This window comes from Agreia pratensis, from assembly GCF_900177685.1.
Lineage (GTDB): Bacteria > Actinomycetota > Actinomycetes > Actinomycetales > Microbacteriaceae > Agreia > Agreia pratensis.
This window is the reverse complement of record NZ_FXAY01000003.1, coordinates 103,608-120,308: the sequence shown is the minus strand read 5'-3', so window position 1 is coordinate 120,308 and position 16,701 is coordinate 103,608. Positions and strand designations below refer to the sequence as shown.

Sequence of the window (16,701 nt, the reverse complement as noted above, 5' to 3'; positions counted from 1 at the left end):
CTATTCCGCTGCGGTCGCGAGCGACCAGTCGACTGGCTGAGCTCCCTGGGCTTCGAGCAGCGCATTCGCACGGCTGAAGGGTCGCGACCCGAAGAATCCGCGGCTGGCCGAGAGGGGGCTGGGATGCGCGGACTCGATGACCGGGGTATCTCCCAGAAGCGGCGCGAGCGACGCGGCGTCTCGGCCCCACAGAATCGACACCAGGGGTGCGCCGCGTGCCGCGAGGGTGCGCACGGCCAGATCGGTCACTCGCTCCCAGCCTTTCTTGCGGTGTGAGCCGGCATCTCCGGGGCGCACGGTGAGCACCCGGTTGAGCAGCATGACGCCCGAGTTCGACCACGAGCTCAGATCTCCGTGGGGCGGAGTCTCCAATCCGAGATCGTCGCGTAGCTCGCGGTAGATGTTCTGCAGGCTGCGCGGCAGAGGGCGTACGTGCGCCTCGGTCGCGAACGAGAGGCCGATCGGATGCCCCGGCGTGGGATACGGATCCTGCCCCACGATGAGTACCCGCACCTTCGCCAGAGGGCGTCGGAATGCTCGGAACACATCGCGGCCGCTCGGCTGGTATCCGCGCCCCTCGGCCACCTCCGTGCGCAGGAAATCTCCCAGCGCGACGATGGTCTCATCCTCCGGTGCCAGCGCTTCAGCCCAAGCCGGGTCGATCAGGCCTTCCGAGACGAGTGTGTGGAGCGAACCCGCCATCGCTCAGCCGACGCCGATGGTCGACACTCGCACGGTGCCGTTCTCACGCGACACAGACCAGACGCTGCCCGATCCGACCACGTGCAGCGAACCGTCGCCGACGATCAGTGCCGTGTGTTCGTCGATGGCCAGACCGCCGTCGACGATCGCGGCCTCCGTCGCTGCGATGAGCCGCGCCACGGTGCCCCATTGCGCCGCATGGACATCGATCGCGGTATCGATGAGACCGATTCCCTCGACGACGGTCACCTGCTCGATCTCCTGGGATGCGTCGACGGGGCAGACCTGAACGTCCCCGATCTTCCATCCCCCGATCAGCGCTCCGTCGCTGACGACGGCGGCGCCGGCTGACATTCCGAAGTAGGGAACACCCGATGCCACGAGCGCGCGGATGGCCCCGAACGATGACTGCAGGCTCTCGCGGTAGGCCGGGACGAGCCCGCCCCACACGACGAGACCATCGATGTCGGCAAGAAGCGACTCCTCGATCGGTGCGCCCTCCGGCGCCAGCACGGCGATCGGATCGATCTTGCCGAGGGTGCCGAATACCGCCGACAGCTCCGCGAACTTCTCCGGGCCGTCGCCGTCGCGAACCAGCACGATGGCGATACGCGGGCCGTCGAGGCGACCCGCGTCGGTCGCCCTAGCGGTTGCCTCGTCGAGAAAAGGACGAAAGACGGCCCCGTCGTCGTCGAAGGGCCAGCCGCCGCCGCAGAGGTGGATGGACATCAGACGCTGACTGGCGGATGCGCCGACCAGGGGAACACGATCCACCGGTCGGTCTTGCGCCAGAAGAAGTCGGGTTCGATCACGGAACGGGGCTTCGCGTACAGAGTCGCCGTCTTGACGATCACGCCGACGTTCTCGAGCATTCCGACGACCATGGCGAGGGTGCGTCCGGAGTCGGCGACGTCGTCTACCAGGAGGATGTTCTTACCGATGAGAGCTGTGTTATCGAGCATCGGCGGCAGAAGAATGGGCTCGGCGAGAGTGGTCTCGATATCGGAGTAGAACTCCACGTTCAGGCTGCCGCAGCTCTTGGTTCCGAGCGCGTAGGCGAGCGCGCCAGCCGGCAGGAGCCCACCTCGGGCAATGGCGATGACGAAGTCGGGAACGAAGCCGCTTCCGAGGACGTCTCTCGCGAGGTCACGAGACGCATCACCGAACTCCAGCCATCCGAGCACCTCCCTCTCGGGTTCGGCCAGGGGGGCCGTGTCGGCAGTTGTCGTCTCGTCGCTTCGAACCATGCCTCATACGGTACCGGTTTTCTCACCTGGCACAGCGCGAGTAACATCCGCTCATGACGACCGAACCGGGCAGGCGGAGATTCGGTGAGAGGCGATCCCTAGGAAAGACGTCGATGGGCGTCACGGCGAGCCTGATCGGCTATCTCTTCCTCGTCGAGATCACCAGCGGAATCCTGCAGGGGTACTACATTCCCCTCATACCCGACCTCGTGAAGCACCTGGGCATCGTCGATGCCGACTTCAACTGGTTCGAGGCCGGCCAGCTCCTCGTGGCGGCCCTCGTCGTGCCGATCATCGCGAAGCTCGGTGACATGTGGGGCCACAAGCGGATGCTGCTGCTCACGACCGTTCTGACGGCATCGGCCAGCTGGTGGCTCGTCTTCGCAGACGACTTCGTGTCGTTTCTGATCGCCTGGGCGCTGCAGGGGTTCTACGTGGTGTGGCTGCCACTCGAGGTCGCGCTGATCTTCGAGCGGGGGCGACGCACCGGCCGTGCGGCATCGCAGACCCGACGTGCGGCGGGCCTGCTCGTCGTCGCCCTCGAGGCGGGTGCGATCCTCGGCGCTCTGGCGGGTGGCCGTGTCTTCGCCGCGTTCGGTGACACAGTCGCTCCTACGCTGATGATTCCGGCGATCGCCGTCACGCTGGTCTTCTTCGTGGTGCTGATCGGTGTTCCCGACTCATCACCCCAACCCGGACGTTCTCTCGACGTTATGGGCTTCGTGATCCTCACGGCCGGCCTGCTGCTCATCACCTCGGGGCTGACCTTCTTGAGAATCGCTGGCCCCGAAACGTGGTGGGTCTGGGCACTCATCGTCATCGGCACCCTCGTCTTTGTGCCGTTCGTGCGCTACGAGCGGCGACAGCCCGACCCGGCGATCGATATGAAGGTGCTCGCTCAGCCCACCATGTGGCCAGTGCTCCTCACCGCTGGGCTCATCGGAATCAGCCTTCTGGGAGCGCAGGCGCCGCTCAGCACATTCGCCGGGACAGATCCCATCAACGGATACGGTCTGGGCCTCGCCGCGAGCGATATCTCCAACCTCATCGGCGCGTACCTCGTATCGATGATCGTCGGCGCGGTCCTCTTTCCGATCGTCTCGACCTGGGCGACTCCTCGCGTCGCCCTCATCGGAGGCGCATGCCTGGTGGCGCTCGGTTACCTTCTGTTCCTGCCCTTCCACGACACTGCGGCGCAGGTGGCGGCCAATATGGTCCTCGCCGGGCTCGGGTCGGGAGCGTTGGTCGGCGCTCTTCCCAGCGCCGCTGCCGCTGCGGCTCCTCGTGGCCAGACAGGCATCGCCGCTGCGCTCACGAACACCACCAAGACGATCGGGGGCTCGTTCGCCTCGGCGATCTTCGGAGTCGTGCTGTTTGCCGGAGCCTCCACAGTGACGGCCACCGCGTCGAGCATCGTCGGCTACATGCAGGTGTGGACCATCTGCGGCGTCGGGGCACTCGCGGCGACCGTTCTGCTTCTCTTCGTGCCCCGCCTTGCGTTCGCCGACCCGGTCGCTCCGATCGACGGGCAGACGTAGCTCGACTCAGGCCCGGTGATCCTCGGGCCGAACATGAAGGGCTCCCCGATGCACTTTGTGCGGTGCCGACTGGGCCACGGGCTTGACGACGACGAGGTCGAGCGACACGTGCGGGGGTTGCTCGATCATCGACACGATCACGCGGGCGACATCGTCTGCGACGAGCGGTTCGGGCACATTGGCATAGACGCTCTCCGCTCGTTCCTTGTCTCCCCCGAATCGGTTCAGCGAGAATTCTTCGGTGTACACCATGCCGGGGGCGATCTCGAGTACGCGGATCGGTTCACCGCTGACCTCGAGCCGCAGCACATCGAGCATCGCGTGCGTCGCGAACTTCGCCGCGTTGTACCCGCCCCCGCCCTCGTATGCCGTGTGGCCCGCGATCGAGGTGACGGTGACGATGTCGGCGACGCCACCGTCGCCGACCGACTCGCGCAGGTGAGGCAGAAGAGCCGAGATGACTCTTTTGACGGCGAGCACGTTCACCTCGTACATCCATGCCCAGTCGTCGACATCGCCGTTCTCGATCGAGTCAAGACCGCGCGCGCCTCCGGCGTTGTTGATCAGAGAGCTGACGCCACCGGTCTCGGCGAGATACGCCGCGAGCGCATCGACCTCGCTCTGCACTGTCAGATCTGCGACGAAGTACTGAGCGCCCGTGCGCTCCGCGAGCGCCTCGAGTCGGTCCCTGCGTCGCGCCACGCCCACGACGTCCCAGCCCGCGGCGCGGAGCGCGACGACCGTCGCTTCTCCGATGCCCGAACTTGCTCCAGTAACGACCGCGCGACGAATCATTGACTTACCTCTCCCGACAAGGTTCGAACTTCACTTCCACGGTAGTGCGTTCGAGACCCTCGCCTCGACCGCGCGATGCGAGGTAACGACCCGTCCAAAGCCGGGCTGTCTACCCGAAGCTAGGCTGGTCGCCGTGACATCACCGCATCAGCCAGACCAGCCGGGTAACCCTGCGCCCGCCACCGGATCGAAGGTGCGACTGCCGCTGTGGGACAACGCCCGCTATCTGGCGATCACGCTCGTGGTGATCGGTCACGCCATCCTGCGCCTCATCGACGCCTCCGACACCTCGTACAGCGTCTACCTCGTCATCTATGCCTTCCACGTTCCCGTCTTCGTCCTCGTGAGCGGCTATTTCGCCAAGTCCAGCCCTCCCGGTGCGAAGCAGCTCAAGCGGCTTGTCACGGATCTCGTGCTGCCGTATCTCATCTTCGAGACGATCTGGACCCTGGTGAGATGGGCGGTCGTCGGCACCCTGAACCTCGATCTCGCCCAGCCCTCCTGGACCCTGTGGTTCATCCTCTCTCTCATCGCCTGGCGCATCGCCCTCCCCTACCTCGCACAACTGCGCTATCCGCTGCTGATCAGCATCGTCGTCTCGGTGTGGGCGGGATACCTCGGGGCGATCACGTCGGAGTTCGCCGTGTCGCGCACCCTCGGCCTGTTGCCCTTCTTCGTGCTCGGCTGGCGCCTTCGCAGCAGCGACCTGACACGCCGGTGGTTGTCGTGGTCGCCGTCCACCGTGCTCTGGTGGCGGGTAGGCGCTGTCGCCGTGTTCGCCGCCGTCGCCGTCACCGCCTTCACCGGGATCGACTTCTGGCGGCAGATAGGAGTCCGACGCTTCCTCCTGTTCGACGAGTCCTACGCCGACATGGGCTACGCCGAGTGGTGGTCCGGCGGCGCGCGCCTCGCCGTCATCGGCGTCGCCGTCATCCTGTCGTTCGCTTTTCTCGTACTCGTCCCCCGGCGTCGCACGGTCTTCACCGACCTCGGCCAGGCGACGCTCTACATCTATCTGTTGCATTCCTTCGTGCTGTATCCGTTCCGTGAATCGGGCGTCCTCGAAGGCGAAGTCCCCTTCTGGTATCTGCCGGCCATGGTCGTATTCGCGATCATCGTGACCTTCGTGCTCGCGTCGACACCCGTTCGAAAACTCTTCAGACCCCTGGTCGAGCCGCATCCGCGGTGGCTGTTACGTCGTGTGTCCGCGCCCGTTGACGCTCGTACCCCCGGTTCCTAGGCTCGCCTGAGAGCGATCAGCTCTCGCACCCGCCCCAAGGAAGCAGGACTCATGAGCGACAACGACGCCAGCTGGAGATTCGAGACCAAGCAGATCCACTCCGGGGCGGCACCCGATCCGGTGACCAACGCCCGCGCCACACCGATCTATCAGACGACCTCGTACGTCTTCAACAACTCCGACCACGCGAAGAACCTGTTCGCTCTCGCCGAGTTCGGCAACATCTACACGCGCATCCAGAACCCGACGCAGAACGTCGTCGAAGAGCGGGTCGCCGCCCTCGAAGGAGGGACCGCAGCGCTGCTGGTCGCTTCGGGTCAGGCCGCAGAGACGTTCGCCGTGCTGAACATCGCCGAGGCGGGCGACCACATCGTGTCGAGCGCATCGATCTACGGTGGCACCTACAACCTCTTCAAGTACACGCTCGCCAAGCTCGGAATCGAGACCACCTTCGTCGAGAATCAGGACGACGCCGAGGAGTGGCGCCGTGCAGTGCGCCCCAACACGAAGCTCTTCTTCGCCGAGACGATCGGCAATCCGAAGATCAACATCCTCGACATCGAGCTCGTCGCCGACGTCGCCCACGAATCGGGCGTGCCGCTCATCGTCGACAACACGATCGCGACGCCCTACCTGATCCGCCCGTTCGAGCACGGCGCCGACATCATCGTGCACTCCGCCACCAAGTTCCTCGGCGGCCACGGCACCGTCATCGGCGGCGTCATCGTCGACGGCGGAAAGTTCGCCTGGAGCAAGAATCCCGACCGTTTCCCCGGTCTCACGTCGCCCGATCCCTCGTACCACGGAGTGAACTACTCCGAGGCACTCGGAGATGGCATCGCCTACATCATCAAGGCGCGCGTGCAGCTGCTCCGCGACCTGGGTTCGTCGATCGCTCCGGCGAGCGCGTGGCAGCTCATCCAGGGCATCGAGACGCTGAGCCTGCGCATCGAACGCCATGTTCAGAACGCTCAAGACGTCGCGGAGTGGCTCGACGCGCACGACGACATCGCCACGGTCTACTACGCGGGCCTCCCCACGAGCCCCTGGTACGCCACAGCCAACAAGTACGCCCCCAAGGGTGTCGGCGCCGTGCTCTCGTTCGAGCTGAAAGGCGGGGTGGATGCGGGGCGCGCGCTGGTCGACAACCTCACGCTGTTCAGCCACCTGGCCAACATCGGCGACGTGCGGAGTCTCGTCATCCACCCCGCGTCGACGACGCACTCTCAGCTCACGCCCGAGCAACAACTCACCTCCGGCGTCACCCCGGGACTCGTGCGGCTCTCTGTGGGGCTCGAGAACATCGACGACATCAAGGCCGACCTCGAGGCCGGCCTCAGCGCCGCACGCGAGGTGGCACGCGCCAACGCTGCCGTCTAGTTCAGCCCTCCCGACGCATCCGGCGACCCGGTCCGACGTAACAATCGGACCGGGTCGCCCGCTGCACGCCAGAATGAAGTGATATGGACTGGCAGACACCCGAAGACACCGTTCCGAGCGGCTTCATCACCGACGCGCAGATCCGGTCGATTCTCGGCAAGCCGCCCGCATCCGGAGCCTGGCGCGACGGCGACCCGATCGGAAGCCGCAGCTTCGTCTCGATCGGGTCGTTCGACTTCGATATCGGAGCGAGCATTCCCGATGTACGCATCGCCTACGAGACTCAGGGCACACTCTCTCCCGAGCGCGACAATGCCGTTCTCGTTCTTCACGCGCTGACCGGCGACAGCCACCTCGTCGGACATGCTGCGCCGGGGCATCCGACCGACGGGTGGTGGAGCGGCATCGTCGGACCCGGCTTGGCGATCGATACGAACAGGTGGTTCGTGGTGAGCCCCAACATGCTGGGAGGCTGCCAGGGAAGCACCGGCCCGGCGTCGCTCGGTCCCGGCGGGATCGAATGGGGCGCATCCTTCCCCTACACGACTGTCGGCGACCAGGTTCGGGCCCAAGCAGCGTTCTCCGACGCCATCGGCATCGATCGCTGGGCCGCTGTCATCGGTGGTTCCATGGGAGGAATGCACGCGATCGAGTGGGGAGTCTCCCAGCCGGAGCGCATCGACAGGCTGGCCGTCATCGCCGCGCCCGCACGCTCGAATGCAGACCAGGTCGCACTGAATTCCGTTCAGGTCGAGGCCATCCACATCGATCCCCGATTCTCCGGGGGCGACTACTACGACGCGGCCGACGGAGAAGGCCCTCACCGAGGTCTCGCTCTGGCTCGTCGTATGGCCCTTCTCAACTACCGGAGCCCGTCTGAGCTGAACGACAGATTCGAGCGAAGCTGGCAGTCGGGCATCAGTCCGCTCGGCAGCGACGGGCGGTTCGCCGTCGAGTCGTACCTCGACTTTCATGGCAATAAATTCACGCGCCGCTTCGATGCCAACTCGTACGTGACACTGGTGCAGGCGATGAACTCGCACGACGTGGGCCGGGGGCGCGGCGGACTGACCAATGCTCTCTCGGAGGTCACGATCCCCACGATCATCATCGGCATAGACAGCGACCGGCTGTTTCCGATCGAGGACCAGCTCGAGATCGCCAGGCACGTTCCGGGAAACATCGACGGCGACGACGCTGTCGTGCTGTCGTCGCCGTTCGGGCACGACGGGTTCCTCATCGAGAACGAGGCAGTAGGACGGCAACTCAGGCGACTGCTGGATGCCTGACCCGGGCGCGCGACATCAGAAAAAAGGCCGAGAGTGTCGCCTTGCCAACGACACTCCCGGCGGTTCCCCCCAAGCAGTTCACTCAGGTTACGCTTCTCCAATCTGCAACACAATATGTGCATGTCCCCCCACTTCAGGGCACAGAGTCGCTAGCATGACTCTCGTGACAGAACGCCGGTTTTCCGCAGTCGTCGGGCGCCGACCATGCCGTTGAGCGCGAGCGGTCAGCGGCGATTTCTCGCCCGCACGACGCGCCTCGTCGGCCTCACTTTTCTCTCCGCATCGTTCGCCGCCCTCATCCTCGACGTCCCGTCTGACCTCGATGTGCTTGCCGTGACGCTCCCGCTCTACGGTCTTATCGCGGCTGGCTTCACGATGATCGGCAGAAATCGGTCGCTGGGCTGGACGGCGACTGTGCTCCTGGCGGGCGTGGCGACCATCCTCCTCCTCGGTGCCGACGCGCTCGGGGGCAGCGCGGGATCGACGGTGACGGCAGCTTTCCTCCTCGGCTCAGCCGCGTTTCCCGCCCTTGTCGTCTGCAATCTCGATACCCCCGCCCGCATCATCACCCTGGCCGTGGGAGCGGCGCTTGTCATTGCCGCGACTCTCATCACCACGTCGCGTACGTTGTCTCTGGTCGAGACTCTGGTCTCCGTCATCGTCGGCTGGTCTGTGCTCGTCGGCGTCGCCGTCTGGCTATCCGTCAGCATCTCCCGCGCGCTCGACCGCATCGCCCGCCTCGGGCGGGCGCATCTCGCTGAACGGCATGCCACGGAGACCGAGGCTCAGCGCCGGCAGGGCGCAAGGCTGCTGCATGACACTGTTCTCGCGACGTTGACGCTGCTCGCGCATTCCGGAGTCGGCGTGAGCCCTGACGCTCTGAGAGTCCAGGCAGGGGAAGACGCGCGCCTCCTGAGACAGCTGCGCCTCGGGGGAACCCCGATGCCACGGTCCTCGGGCGCCTACACGCTCGAAGCGACGGAGACGAGCGACCTGGGCCACACACTCGAATCGGTCAAGCAGCGCTTCGACCGAATGGGATTGACGGTCTCGTGGCATGGTGCGGGGCGCCTCCTGCTGCCGAGTGACGTGCTCGACGCGTTCTTGCTCTCACTCGCCGAGTGCCTCGAGAACGTTCGACGGCACTCGGGGGTCAGCGATGCGGAGGTGACCATCACCCAAGATGACACGACAGTGAGGGCGATGGTGACCGATAGCGGTGTCGGATTCGATCTGGATCAGGTCGACTCCGCCAGGCTCGGTCTCGCCGAGTCCGTGATCGCCCGCATCCGCGAGGTGGGCGGTCGTACACGACTCTTCTCCGCGCCGGGTTCGGGCACCACGGTCGTCCTGGAGGTTCCGAAACTGTGAGCGATCCAGCCCTTCACCATGATCAGGTGCCCCGCGAGGATCCAAACGTCCTGAGCCGCCTCGTCCGTGCACGACGCATCGGGCCGCGAGCCGTGTCGGCCTTGCACGACGACCTCGCCAGGGACTCCAGGCTCGGCTACGGCTACCTGGGCATCGCCGCGATCGTGATCGGTTCGTGCCTGTTTCTCCGAGGCCTTATCACGTTCATCGTCGGCACCCTCAGTGGGCCCGCAGATGACACCGTCCCGCTCCGTGTCATCGCCTGGACCCTTCTCTCAGTGGCTCTCATCGGGTCGTGCCTGCTCTCGCGCAGATTCCACGGTCGAATCCCTGCCGTCGCATTCGCGGCGGGCACCGTGCTCATGGCGCTCTCCCTGCTGCTGGAGACCATCGCCAACCTCGGCGTGACCCAGCCGATTCTCCATTCGTCGACCGTGTTGGGAGTGGGAGCGACGCTGCTCGCGCTGGTCGGATCACGACCCGCGCGACAGCTTCTGGTGGCCGATGGTGTTTTCGCCGTGATCATCGTGGCCATGCTCATGTCCGGCGCCTTCTCCGAGTCCTTCTCCCCCGGGCCGTCGGTCCAGCTAGCTGCGACAGCCGTGCTTCCCCCGCTTCTCGGTGCACTCATCGTGAAGGGTTTCGGCGCCCTCGTGCAGCTGGAGCTCGACCGCTCCGTGGTCGAGAGCGCGATGCTCTCTCCACGATTCGCCTTCGGTATGCGGGCATCCGACGAGCTCGCGCGGCTCGACCTCGATGCAGAACAGATCCTCGACGGTGTCGCTCGAGGCAGCATCGATATTCCACTCGACTCCGAGGTCGCGGCGGCGGCGTCGTCGATCGCCACCGAGCTGCGCCTTCTGCTGGTCGCGGGGCGGAACGACACGTGGCTACACCATGCGATCGAGGAATCTGAAGTTCTTGGACCGGTCGTGACTCTCTCAGATCCCCGCGGCCTAGCGGGTCTGCTCGATCCCAGCCAGCGCGAGGGTCTCCTGTCCGCTGTGTGGCTGCTCGTGGCAGACTCGTTTCGCCTGCAGCCGACCCTGCAGATCGTCATCGGTAGCCAGACCGTGGAGGAAGTCGGTGACGCTCCCGATAAGATGAGCTTTCCGGTCGCACTCACGGTCGATGGTGTCCCTAGACGGCGCATCGATCCCGCCGTCTGGCCGGCGCTCGATCGTGTCGGGGACCATGTGGAGATGGCCGCGAGGGCCAGCATCACGATCGTGACGACAGTTCGTACCGTGGCACAGAACGCCACAGCGTAAACGGCCGGGAGGACAACCGTGACAGACTCCGCAGCACCGATCCGACTCGCGATCGTCGATGATCACCGAATGCTCCTGGGAGCGTTGACGGAGTGGATCCGTAACGCCGCCGACGACATCGACATGGTGGCTGCTGTCACCACGTGGCCCGATCTTCTGACACACCCCGAATTCCCCGTCGATGTGGTCCTGCTCGACCTCGACCTGAAAGACTCGCTCCCGATCTCGGTGAAGCTTCGCACCCTGAAGACCACAGGTGTCAAGACGGTGCTCATGAGCACGTACTCAGAGCCCGCAGTCATCCGCGAGGCCATCGCGGCCGGCGCGCTGGGCTATCTCGTCAAGAGTGAGGAAGCCGGGATGATCGTCGAGGCGATCCGCGCAGCTCACGCCGGAAAGCCATTCATCTCGAGCGAGCTCGATCTCGCCCTCTCTGCAGACGAGGTCGGTGGAGCGCCCAAGCTCTCGGCACAGGAGCGTCGGGTGATGGCACTCTATGGCGGAGGCGAGCCCGTCAAGCAGGTCGCCCAGGCACTGGAGATCTCAGAAGAGACCGCGAAGTCCTACCTGAAACGCATCCGCGAGAAGTACCGCGTGGCCGGTATCGATGTCGGAACGAAGGTCGCCCTGCGCAAGCGGGCAATCCAGGACGGCCTGCTCGTGCAGGTCGACTACCACCGCGCGTCGGAGACCAACCTCACGGAGTGAGCTTGTCGAGGGCGCTCTCGAGCCGCTCGACCTTGGCCGTCAGTTCACCGCTGTATCCGTTGCGGATATCTGCTTTCAGCACAAGCGAGACCCGGCTGCCGAAACGGGCGACCGCCTCGGTCGCCGCCTTGACGACGGCGAAGACCTCGTCCCACTCCCCCTCGATCGTGGTGAACATCGAGTCTGTCTGATTCGGCAGTCCGGAGTCGCGTACCACCTTCACGGCTGCGGCAACGGCGTCATGCACAGAGCCGTCCTCTCTTCCGGTTCCCGAGGGTGCTACAGAGAATGCGACGAGCATCAGGTGATCTGCCTTTCCAGTGGGTCGGGGCGAACTGAGGATGGGGCTGTGGGCCGTTTCAAGAGCCAGACCATGCGCACGGCAAGGACGAACAGCGCGATGAGCGCAAGATTGCGCAGGGTCAGCATCACGAGCATCACGGGCTGAAGAACCAGCAGTGCGTCGTACCCGAACGGATAGAAGACCTGGGTGACGGCGGCTATGCCCAGAGCCAGCATTGCCGGGGCGAGGAAGCGTCTTCCCTGCGTGGTGATCCCCAGCACGATGGGGGCCGCGATCCACAAGACGAACTGCGGCGAACCGACCTTGTTGAAAACGAGCAGCCCAACGACGATCGCAAGGCTGAGCGGTGCGAGCAGGTGCGTGGGCCGCGCCCCGCTGCGTACGACGACCACGCCCAACGTCAGCAGTACAGCTGACGAGACGACGAGAAGCGGTGTCATCAACGCGCTCGCCTCGTCGACACCTGATCCGACAACCTGGAATGTATTGATCGACTGGATGTACTTCACCGAGGCGGACGTCGGATCGACGTATGCGATCCACATCCACACGGTGCTGATCGGCGCTTCGATCTGGAGTCCGCGCGATGACTGTTGAGAGATGAACCCCAGGCTGTTCGCCCCGCTTCCGAGGGCGAGCACGACAAGCCCGATGGCAAGGGCACTGGCGACGTAGGAGATCGCGGTGGTGGCTCTTCGTCGGCTTGCGACGACGATCGCGGCGACGAGAACCGCGGGCCAGACCTTGATCCAGGTCGCGATTGCGAGCAGTCCGCCGGCCACGACTGGCCGATGCTGAGCCACGAGCAGGGCGATGATCGCGATGGCGACCGTCGTCACGTCGATTCGTCCGAGCGCAACAGGGCCGAGAAGGAGCATAAAACCGATCCACCACCATGCAGCGGTGATTCGTAGCGCCCCGAACCGAGATCCTGGCCCGGTGCGCGCAAGCAGATAGGCCAGGACAACGGCATTGGTCACGACCACGACGAGCAACCAGCCGACGCCATACAGCTCAGGACCGAGAACCATCGCCGCGAGCATCGGCGCGAGCGCAACGAGCGGATAGACCCACGGCTCCGACACGCCCACGACGTCGCCTGCCAGGGCATTCTGCACCCACGAGCTGTACTGCCGCGTCACGTCACCCCACGGCAGAGTCGGATCGGTCAGTCCCACGAATCCGAGCCACGCATGAACGAGCAGAAAGGCCGCCCACAGAACTGCGGGGCGTCTCACCGTCGTCGCCAGGATCATCCGCACGACGCCCATACTAGGCCGCGCCGCATCCTTCCCGCGGAGGCCCGCGCACAGGCTGCTCGCCGCTGGCTCCCAGCTAGGGATCACCTCCGCCTGATTGTCTTGCGGTTCACCCACCAACCAGCGCGGACGGATCATGAAGAGAATTGCGAGCATTGCTTTCGGCGTTTCCGCGTCGGTGCTCGCATTGGGCACGATGGCCGCTGTCGCCGGTCCGATAATGTACAGCAGCGCCGCTGCGAGCCCGACCGCTGTGGCCCCGAGCGTGATGCCCACCGTGCGCCCGGTCTCGCCGCAGGTCGACGCGGATGACACCTCGGATCTGACGGGTGATTGGGCCATCGCGAACGGTTCGAGCGCGGGCTACACGGTCGGCGCCGTGGTCAACGGGTCGGCCACGACCGTCACTGGTACCACCGACCGTGTCACCGGGTCAGCAACCGTCGACGACAGCGTGCTCACCAGCGCGACCATCGTCGTCGAGGTCGCCAGCATCAGCACCGACAACGCCGCGCGCGACGCCTACTTCAGAGGCCCCGCCCTCGACGCCACCGACTACCCCACGGCGTTGTTCACGCTCTCGTCACCCATCACGCTCACCGACGAGTTGCTCGGCGGCAAGCCGGTGACCGTGGCGGCGTCCGGTGACCTGAATCTTCACGGGGTCAGCCGCGCCGTCGACGTGTCCCTCACCGCCAACCTCGAGAACGGGCGCCTCAATCTCACCGGAAACGTGCCCGTGTCGTTCGACGACTATGGCATCACGCCCATCGATCTCGGTTTCGCGCGTGTCGACAATGAGGGCTCGATCGACTTCACCCTGGTCGTCTCTCCGCGCTGACCTCAGCCGAGGTCAGAAGTACCGCGCGCTGCCGGTCAGCGCGAGTCCTGGCCGAGGAGTTCTGCGATCGTCACGCCAACGGACTCCGCGATGTCGAGAGCCGTGATGGGGCCCCCGCCTGACGCACGGGTGCTGGCGGCCTGATGCACGTAGGCAGCGGTCGCCGCCACACGTGACAGGATGTCGGTGCTCTCGTCGGCCAGGAACGGCGCGTTGGTCGCGAGCAGCGCCCCGAGAATGCCGCCGAGAACGTCACCCGAGCCGGCGGTCGCCGCCCAGCTCGACGCGGCCGTCACGCTGATCACGATGGTCGCGCTGGTGGTGGGACCCGCAATGATCGTGCGGGCCCCCTTCAACAGCACGGTCACGCCGAAACGCTCCGCTGTGGCGGTTGCCCAGTGCACGGGGTCGTCAGAGATGCTGGATCGCTCGACGGTGACACCGGCACGGCCCCACAGAGAGGCGAGCTCACCGGCGTGGGGTGTGATGATCGTGCGGGCTCCGGATTCGGGCACGAGGTCGAGAGCACCCGCGTCGATCACGCAGGGCACCCCCTCACCGAGTGCGCTCCGAACGAGCGATGTCTCGGCATCCGTTCTCTGTTCGGCATCCATGCCGGATCCCAAAAGCCACGCCTGAACCCGACCCTGCGCTGTCACGATCTCCGGCCGTCGCTGCAACACGAGGGTTGTCGGAACCTCCGGACCGAGATAACGGATCATCCCGACACCGGTCCTGGCCGCGGCATCCACACCCAGCACGGCCGCTCCGGGGAACGTGTTCGACCCCGTCCGTATACCAAGGACTCCGCGGCGATACTTGTCGTCGCTCGCTCGCGGCACTCTGATGACCGACACCGCGTCTGCCGCGGTCCACTCGATCGTGTCGGCGGTGCGGTCGGTCGGTTGTGTCGGAGTGCGTTCGGTCCTGTCGCTCACAGCTCCACGATAGATTGATTGCACCCCCACCCTCGACGATCTGCGGAGCTTCATGCCCATCAGTATTCCCGGCAAGGTCGTGGTCTTCGACTACGGCGAGGTCATCTCCTACTCCCCGTCTGAAGCCGATCGCCAGGTACTGCTGTCGCTCGCAGGAGTCCCGGAGCAGCTGTTCTGGCCTGCGTATTGGGGGCACCGCGACGCACTCGATGGCGGAACTCTGAGCATCCGGGACTATTGGCTCGAGATCGCACGGCATGGCGGAGTCGAATTCACTGAGTCGCGTATTCAGGAACTCTGGATCGCCGACCATCGCAGCTGGCTGAGCGTCAATCCCGACACTTATGACGTTCTCCTCGCGCTCCGCGATGGGGGCACCCGCATCGCCCTGCTCTCGAATGCGGGCCTCGACTTCGGCGACTACTTTCGTCACGGACCGATGGGCGCCCTCTTCGAGCGGGTCTTCGTCAGCGCCGAGATGGGTCGACTCAAGCCCGAAAGCGCCATCTATCTCGATGTGCTCCGTGAGCTCGGCATCGATGCGAGCGACATGATCTTCATCGACAACAAGGCCGTCAACGTCGACGGGGCGGCGAATCTCGGAATCGACGGCCACGTGTTCACCACCGCGAGCCTCCTTCGTGCCTTCCTCGATGACCGGGCAGCATCCATCTCCGCGTCAATATGACCACGACGAAAGCCATCACCATGAACGACGTCACTCTCTTCACGCCCCTCAGCATCCGAGGCGTGACCATCCGCAACCGCATCTGGGTCGCTCCCATGTGCCAGTACTCCGCCGAGGCCCGCGATGGCATGACCACCGACTGGCATCTCGTGCACCTGGGTTCTTTCGGCCAGGGTGGCGCGGGTCTCGTGATCACCGAGGCCACGGCGGTCAGCCCCGAGGGCCGGATCTCACCGCAAGATCTCGGAATCTGGAACGACGAGCAGACGCAGGCCTTCCGACGGATCACCGACTTCTTGCACGGTCAGGGGGCGACGACCGGCATCCAGTTGGCCCACGCCGGCCGCAAGGCCTCGACGTATCGACCCTGGGCCAGCGAGCGCGGCTCGGTTCCCCTGGATGCTGGTGGCTGGCAGACCGTCGGCCCGTCGCCTCTCGCATTCCCCGGCTACGCGACGCCCGCCGAGTTGGATTCCGCGGCCATCGACGGTGTTGTCGACGACTTCGTGAGGGCGGCGCTGCGCGCTATCGATGCCGGATTCGACGTTCTGGAGATCCACGCCGCGCACGGCTATCTGCTTCACCAGTTCCTGTCTCCGCTCAGCAACGAGCGTGGTGACGACTACGGCGGCAGCCTCGAGAACCGAGCAAGACTGCTGCTGCGCATCGTCTCTGAGATCCGCGCCGCGGTGGGCGATGAGGTTCCGCTTCTGGTGCGCTTCTCGGCCACCGATTGGGTGGAGGACGGCTGGAACGAGCAGCAGACCGCGACTGTGGCGCGGTGGGCCAGAGACCGCGGCGCCGACGTGTTCGACATCTCGAGCGGTGGAAACATCACCGGCGTCACGATTCCCTCGACGCCCGGCTATCAGGTTCCCCTCGCCGAATACGTCGGGGCGAAAGGCGACGTTCCTGTCAGCGCGGTGGGTCTCATCACCACCGCGACGCAGGCGGCGCAGATCGTCGATGAGGGACGCGCCGATGCCGTGATGCTCGGGCGCGAGATGCTGCGGGACCCGCACTTCGCGCTGAGAGCGGCTCACGAGCTGGGCGCGAGCATCGACTACTGGCCGTCACAGTATCTGCGGGCGGCCTGGCCGAGCTAGAAGCACGTCACGCGCTCGGCGGCT

17 protein-coding genes are annotated in these 16,701 nt (G+C 65.4%); 10 read left to right on the top strand and 7 right to left on the bottom strand.

What is annotated here, in order from left to right:
- From B9Y86_RS10145 to B9Y86_RS10135, 3 genes are read right to left on the bottom strand one after another with little or no spacing between them, the layout of a single operon-like run.
- Positions 1-702, bottom strand: coding sequence for a uracil-DNA glycosylase (locus B9Y86_RS10145; RefSeq protein ID WP_085485646.1), 702 nt, complete (start codon positions 700-702; stop codon positions 1-3).
- Positions 703-705: 3 nt separating this feature from the next.
- The gene (locus tag B9Y86_RS10140; protein ID WP_244894713.1) at positions 706-1,476 is read right to left on the bottom strand and encodes a Type 1 glutamine amidotransferase-like domain-containing protein; all 771 of its coding nucleotides are present in this window, start codon (positions 1,474-1,476) and stop codon (positions 706-708) included.
- A complete protein-coding gene (locus tag B9Y86_RS10135) occupies positions 1,431-1,949 on the bottom strand; it encodes a phosphoribosyltransferase (RefSeq protein WP_085485644.1) in 519 nt (172 codons plus the stop codon). The genes B9Y86_RS10140 and B9Y86_RS10135 overlap by 46 nt, the downstream gene beginning before the upstream one ends.
- A 53-nt stretch (positions 1,950-2,002) precedes the next feature.
- Between B9Y86_RS10135 and B9Y86_RS10130 the strand changes: the two genes are divergently transcribed.
- Positions 2,003-3,487 (top strand): MFS transporter, encoded by a 1,485-nt coding sequence (locus B9Y86_RS10130; protein ID WP_085485642.1) that lies wholly within the window; start codon positions 2,003-2,005, stop codon positions 3,485-3,487.
- A gap of 6 nt (positions 3,488-3,493) precedes the next feature.
- Here B9Y86_RS10130 and B9Y86_RS10125 read toward each other — a convergent pair whose 3' ends face one another.
- Positions 3,494-4,282 carry an SDR family oxidoreductase gene (locus B9Y86_RS10125; RefSeq protein WP_085485640.1) on the bottom strand — a complete coding sequence of 263 codons (789 nt, stop codon included), beginning with the start codon at positions 4,280-4,282 and terminating at the stop codon, positions 3,494-3,496.
- A gap of 133 nt (positions 4,283-4,415) precedes the next feature.
- On the opposite strand from B9Y86_RS10125, the gene B9Y86_RS10120 reads away from it, so the two are divergent.
- The 6 genes from B9Y86_RS10120 (at position 4,416) to B9Y86_RS10095 (ending at position 11,541) form a co-directional block, all read left to right on the top strand.
- Positions 4,416-5,522 (top strand): acyltransferase family protein, encoded by a 1,107-nt coding sequence (locus B9Y86_RS10120; protein WP_244894712.1) that lies wholly within the window; start codon positions 4,416-4,418, stop codon positions 5,520-5,522.
- A gap of 51 nt (positions 5,523-5,573) precedes the next feature.
- A complete protein-coding gene (locus B9Y86_RS10115; protein WP_085485636.1) occupies positions 5,574-6,902 on the top strand; it encodes a bifunctional o-acetylhomoserine/o-acetylserine sulfhydrylase in 1,329 nt (442 codons plus the stop codon).
- An 83-nt stretch (positions 6,903-6,985) separates the two neighbouring features.
- Positions 6,986-8,191: a homoserine O-acetyltransferase MetX gene (gene metX, locus B9Y86_RS10110; RefSeq protein WP_085485634.1), complete on the top strand. Its 1,206-nt coding sequence runs from the start codon at positions 6,986-6,988 to the stop codon at positions 8,189-8,191.
- A gap of 204 nt (positions 8,192-8,395) precedes the next feature.
- Positions 8,396-9,562, top strand: a complete 1,167-nt coding sequence (locus tag B9Y86_RS10105; RefSeq protein WP_085485632.1) for a sensor histidine kinase — start codon at positions 8,396-8,398, stop codon at positions 9,560-9,562.
- Complete coding sequence (locus B9Y86_RS10100) at positions 9,559-10,833, top strand: hypothetical protein (RefSeq protein ID WP_085485630.1); 1,275 nt, start codon at positions 9,559-9,561, stop codon at positions 10,831-10,833. Before B9Y86_RS10105 ends, B9Y86_RS10100 begins: the two co-directional genes overlap by 4 nt.
- A gap of 18 nt (positions 10,834-10,851) precedes the next feature.
- Positions 10,852-11,541: a response regulator transcription factor gene (locus tag B9Y86_RS10095; protein ID WP_085485628.1), complete on the top strand. Its 690-nt coding sequence runs from the start codon at positions 10,852-10,854 to the stop codon at positions 11,539-11,541.
- On the opposite strand, the gene B9Y86_RS10090 is transcribed toward B9Y86_RS10095, so the two are convergent.
- Both B9Y86_RS10090 and B9Y86_RS10085 read right to left on the bottom strand, forming a co-directional pair.
- A complete protein-coding gene (locus tag B9Y86_RS10090; RefSeq protein ID WP_085485626.1) occupies positions 11,531-11,842 on the bottom strand; it encodes a thiamine-binding protein in 312 nt (103 codons plus the stop codon). The two genes, B9Y86_RS10095 and B9Y86_RS10090, sit on opposite strands and share 11 nt — an antisense overlap.
- Positions 11,842-13,101, bottom strand: a complete 1,260-nt coding sequence (locus B9Y86_RS10085; protein WP_228515572.1) for a glycosyltransferase 87 family protein — start codon at positions 13,099-13,101, stop codon at positions 11,842-11,844. The genes B9Y86_RS10090 and B9Y86_RS10085 overlap by 1 nt, the downstream gene beginning before the upstream one ends.
- Positions 13,102-13,240: 139 nt before the next feature.
- Between B9Y86_RS10085 and B9Y86_RS10080 the strand changes: the two genes are divergently transcribed.
- A complete protein-coding gene (locus tag B9Y86_RS10080) occupies positions 13,241-13,945 on the top strand; it encodes a YceI family protein (protein WP_085486310.1) in 705 nt (234 codons plus the stop codon).
- A gap of 35 nt (positions 13,946-13,980) precedes the next feature.
- Here B9Y86_RS10080 and B9Y86_RS10075 read toward each other — a convergent pair whose 3' ends face one another.
- Positions 13,981-14,883 carry an ADP-dependent NAD(P)H-hydrate dehydratase gene (locus tag B9Y86_RS10075; RefSeq protein ID WP_244894711.1) on the bottom strand — a complete coding sequence of 301 codons (903 nt, stop codon included), beginning with the start codon at positions 14,881-14,883 and terminating at the stop codon, positions 13,981-13,983.
- A gap of 52 nt (positions 14,884-14,935) precedes the next feature.
- Here B9Y86_RS10075 and B9Y86_RS10070 point away from each other — a divergent pair, with 52 nt between their 5' ends.
- Positions 14,936-15,571, top strand: coding sequence for an HAD family hydrolase (locus tag B9Y86_RS10070; protein WP_085485622.1), 636 nt, complete (start codon positions 14,936-14,938; stop codon positions 15,569-15,571).
- A gap of 20 nt (positions 15,572-15,591) precedes the next feature.
- Entirely contained in the window at positions 15,592-16,677 is a 1,086-nt protein-coding gene (locus B9Y86_RS10065) for an NADH:flavin oxidoreductase/NADH oxidase (protein ID WP_085486306.1), read from the top strand.
- Positions 16,678-16,701: the final 24 nt, after the last annotated feature.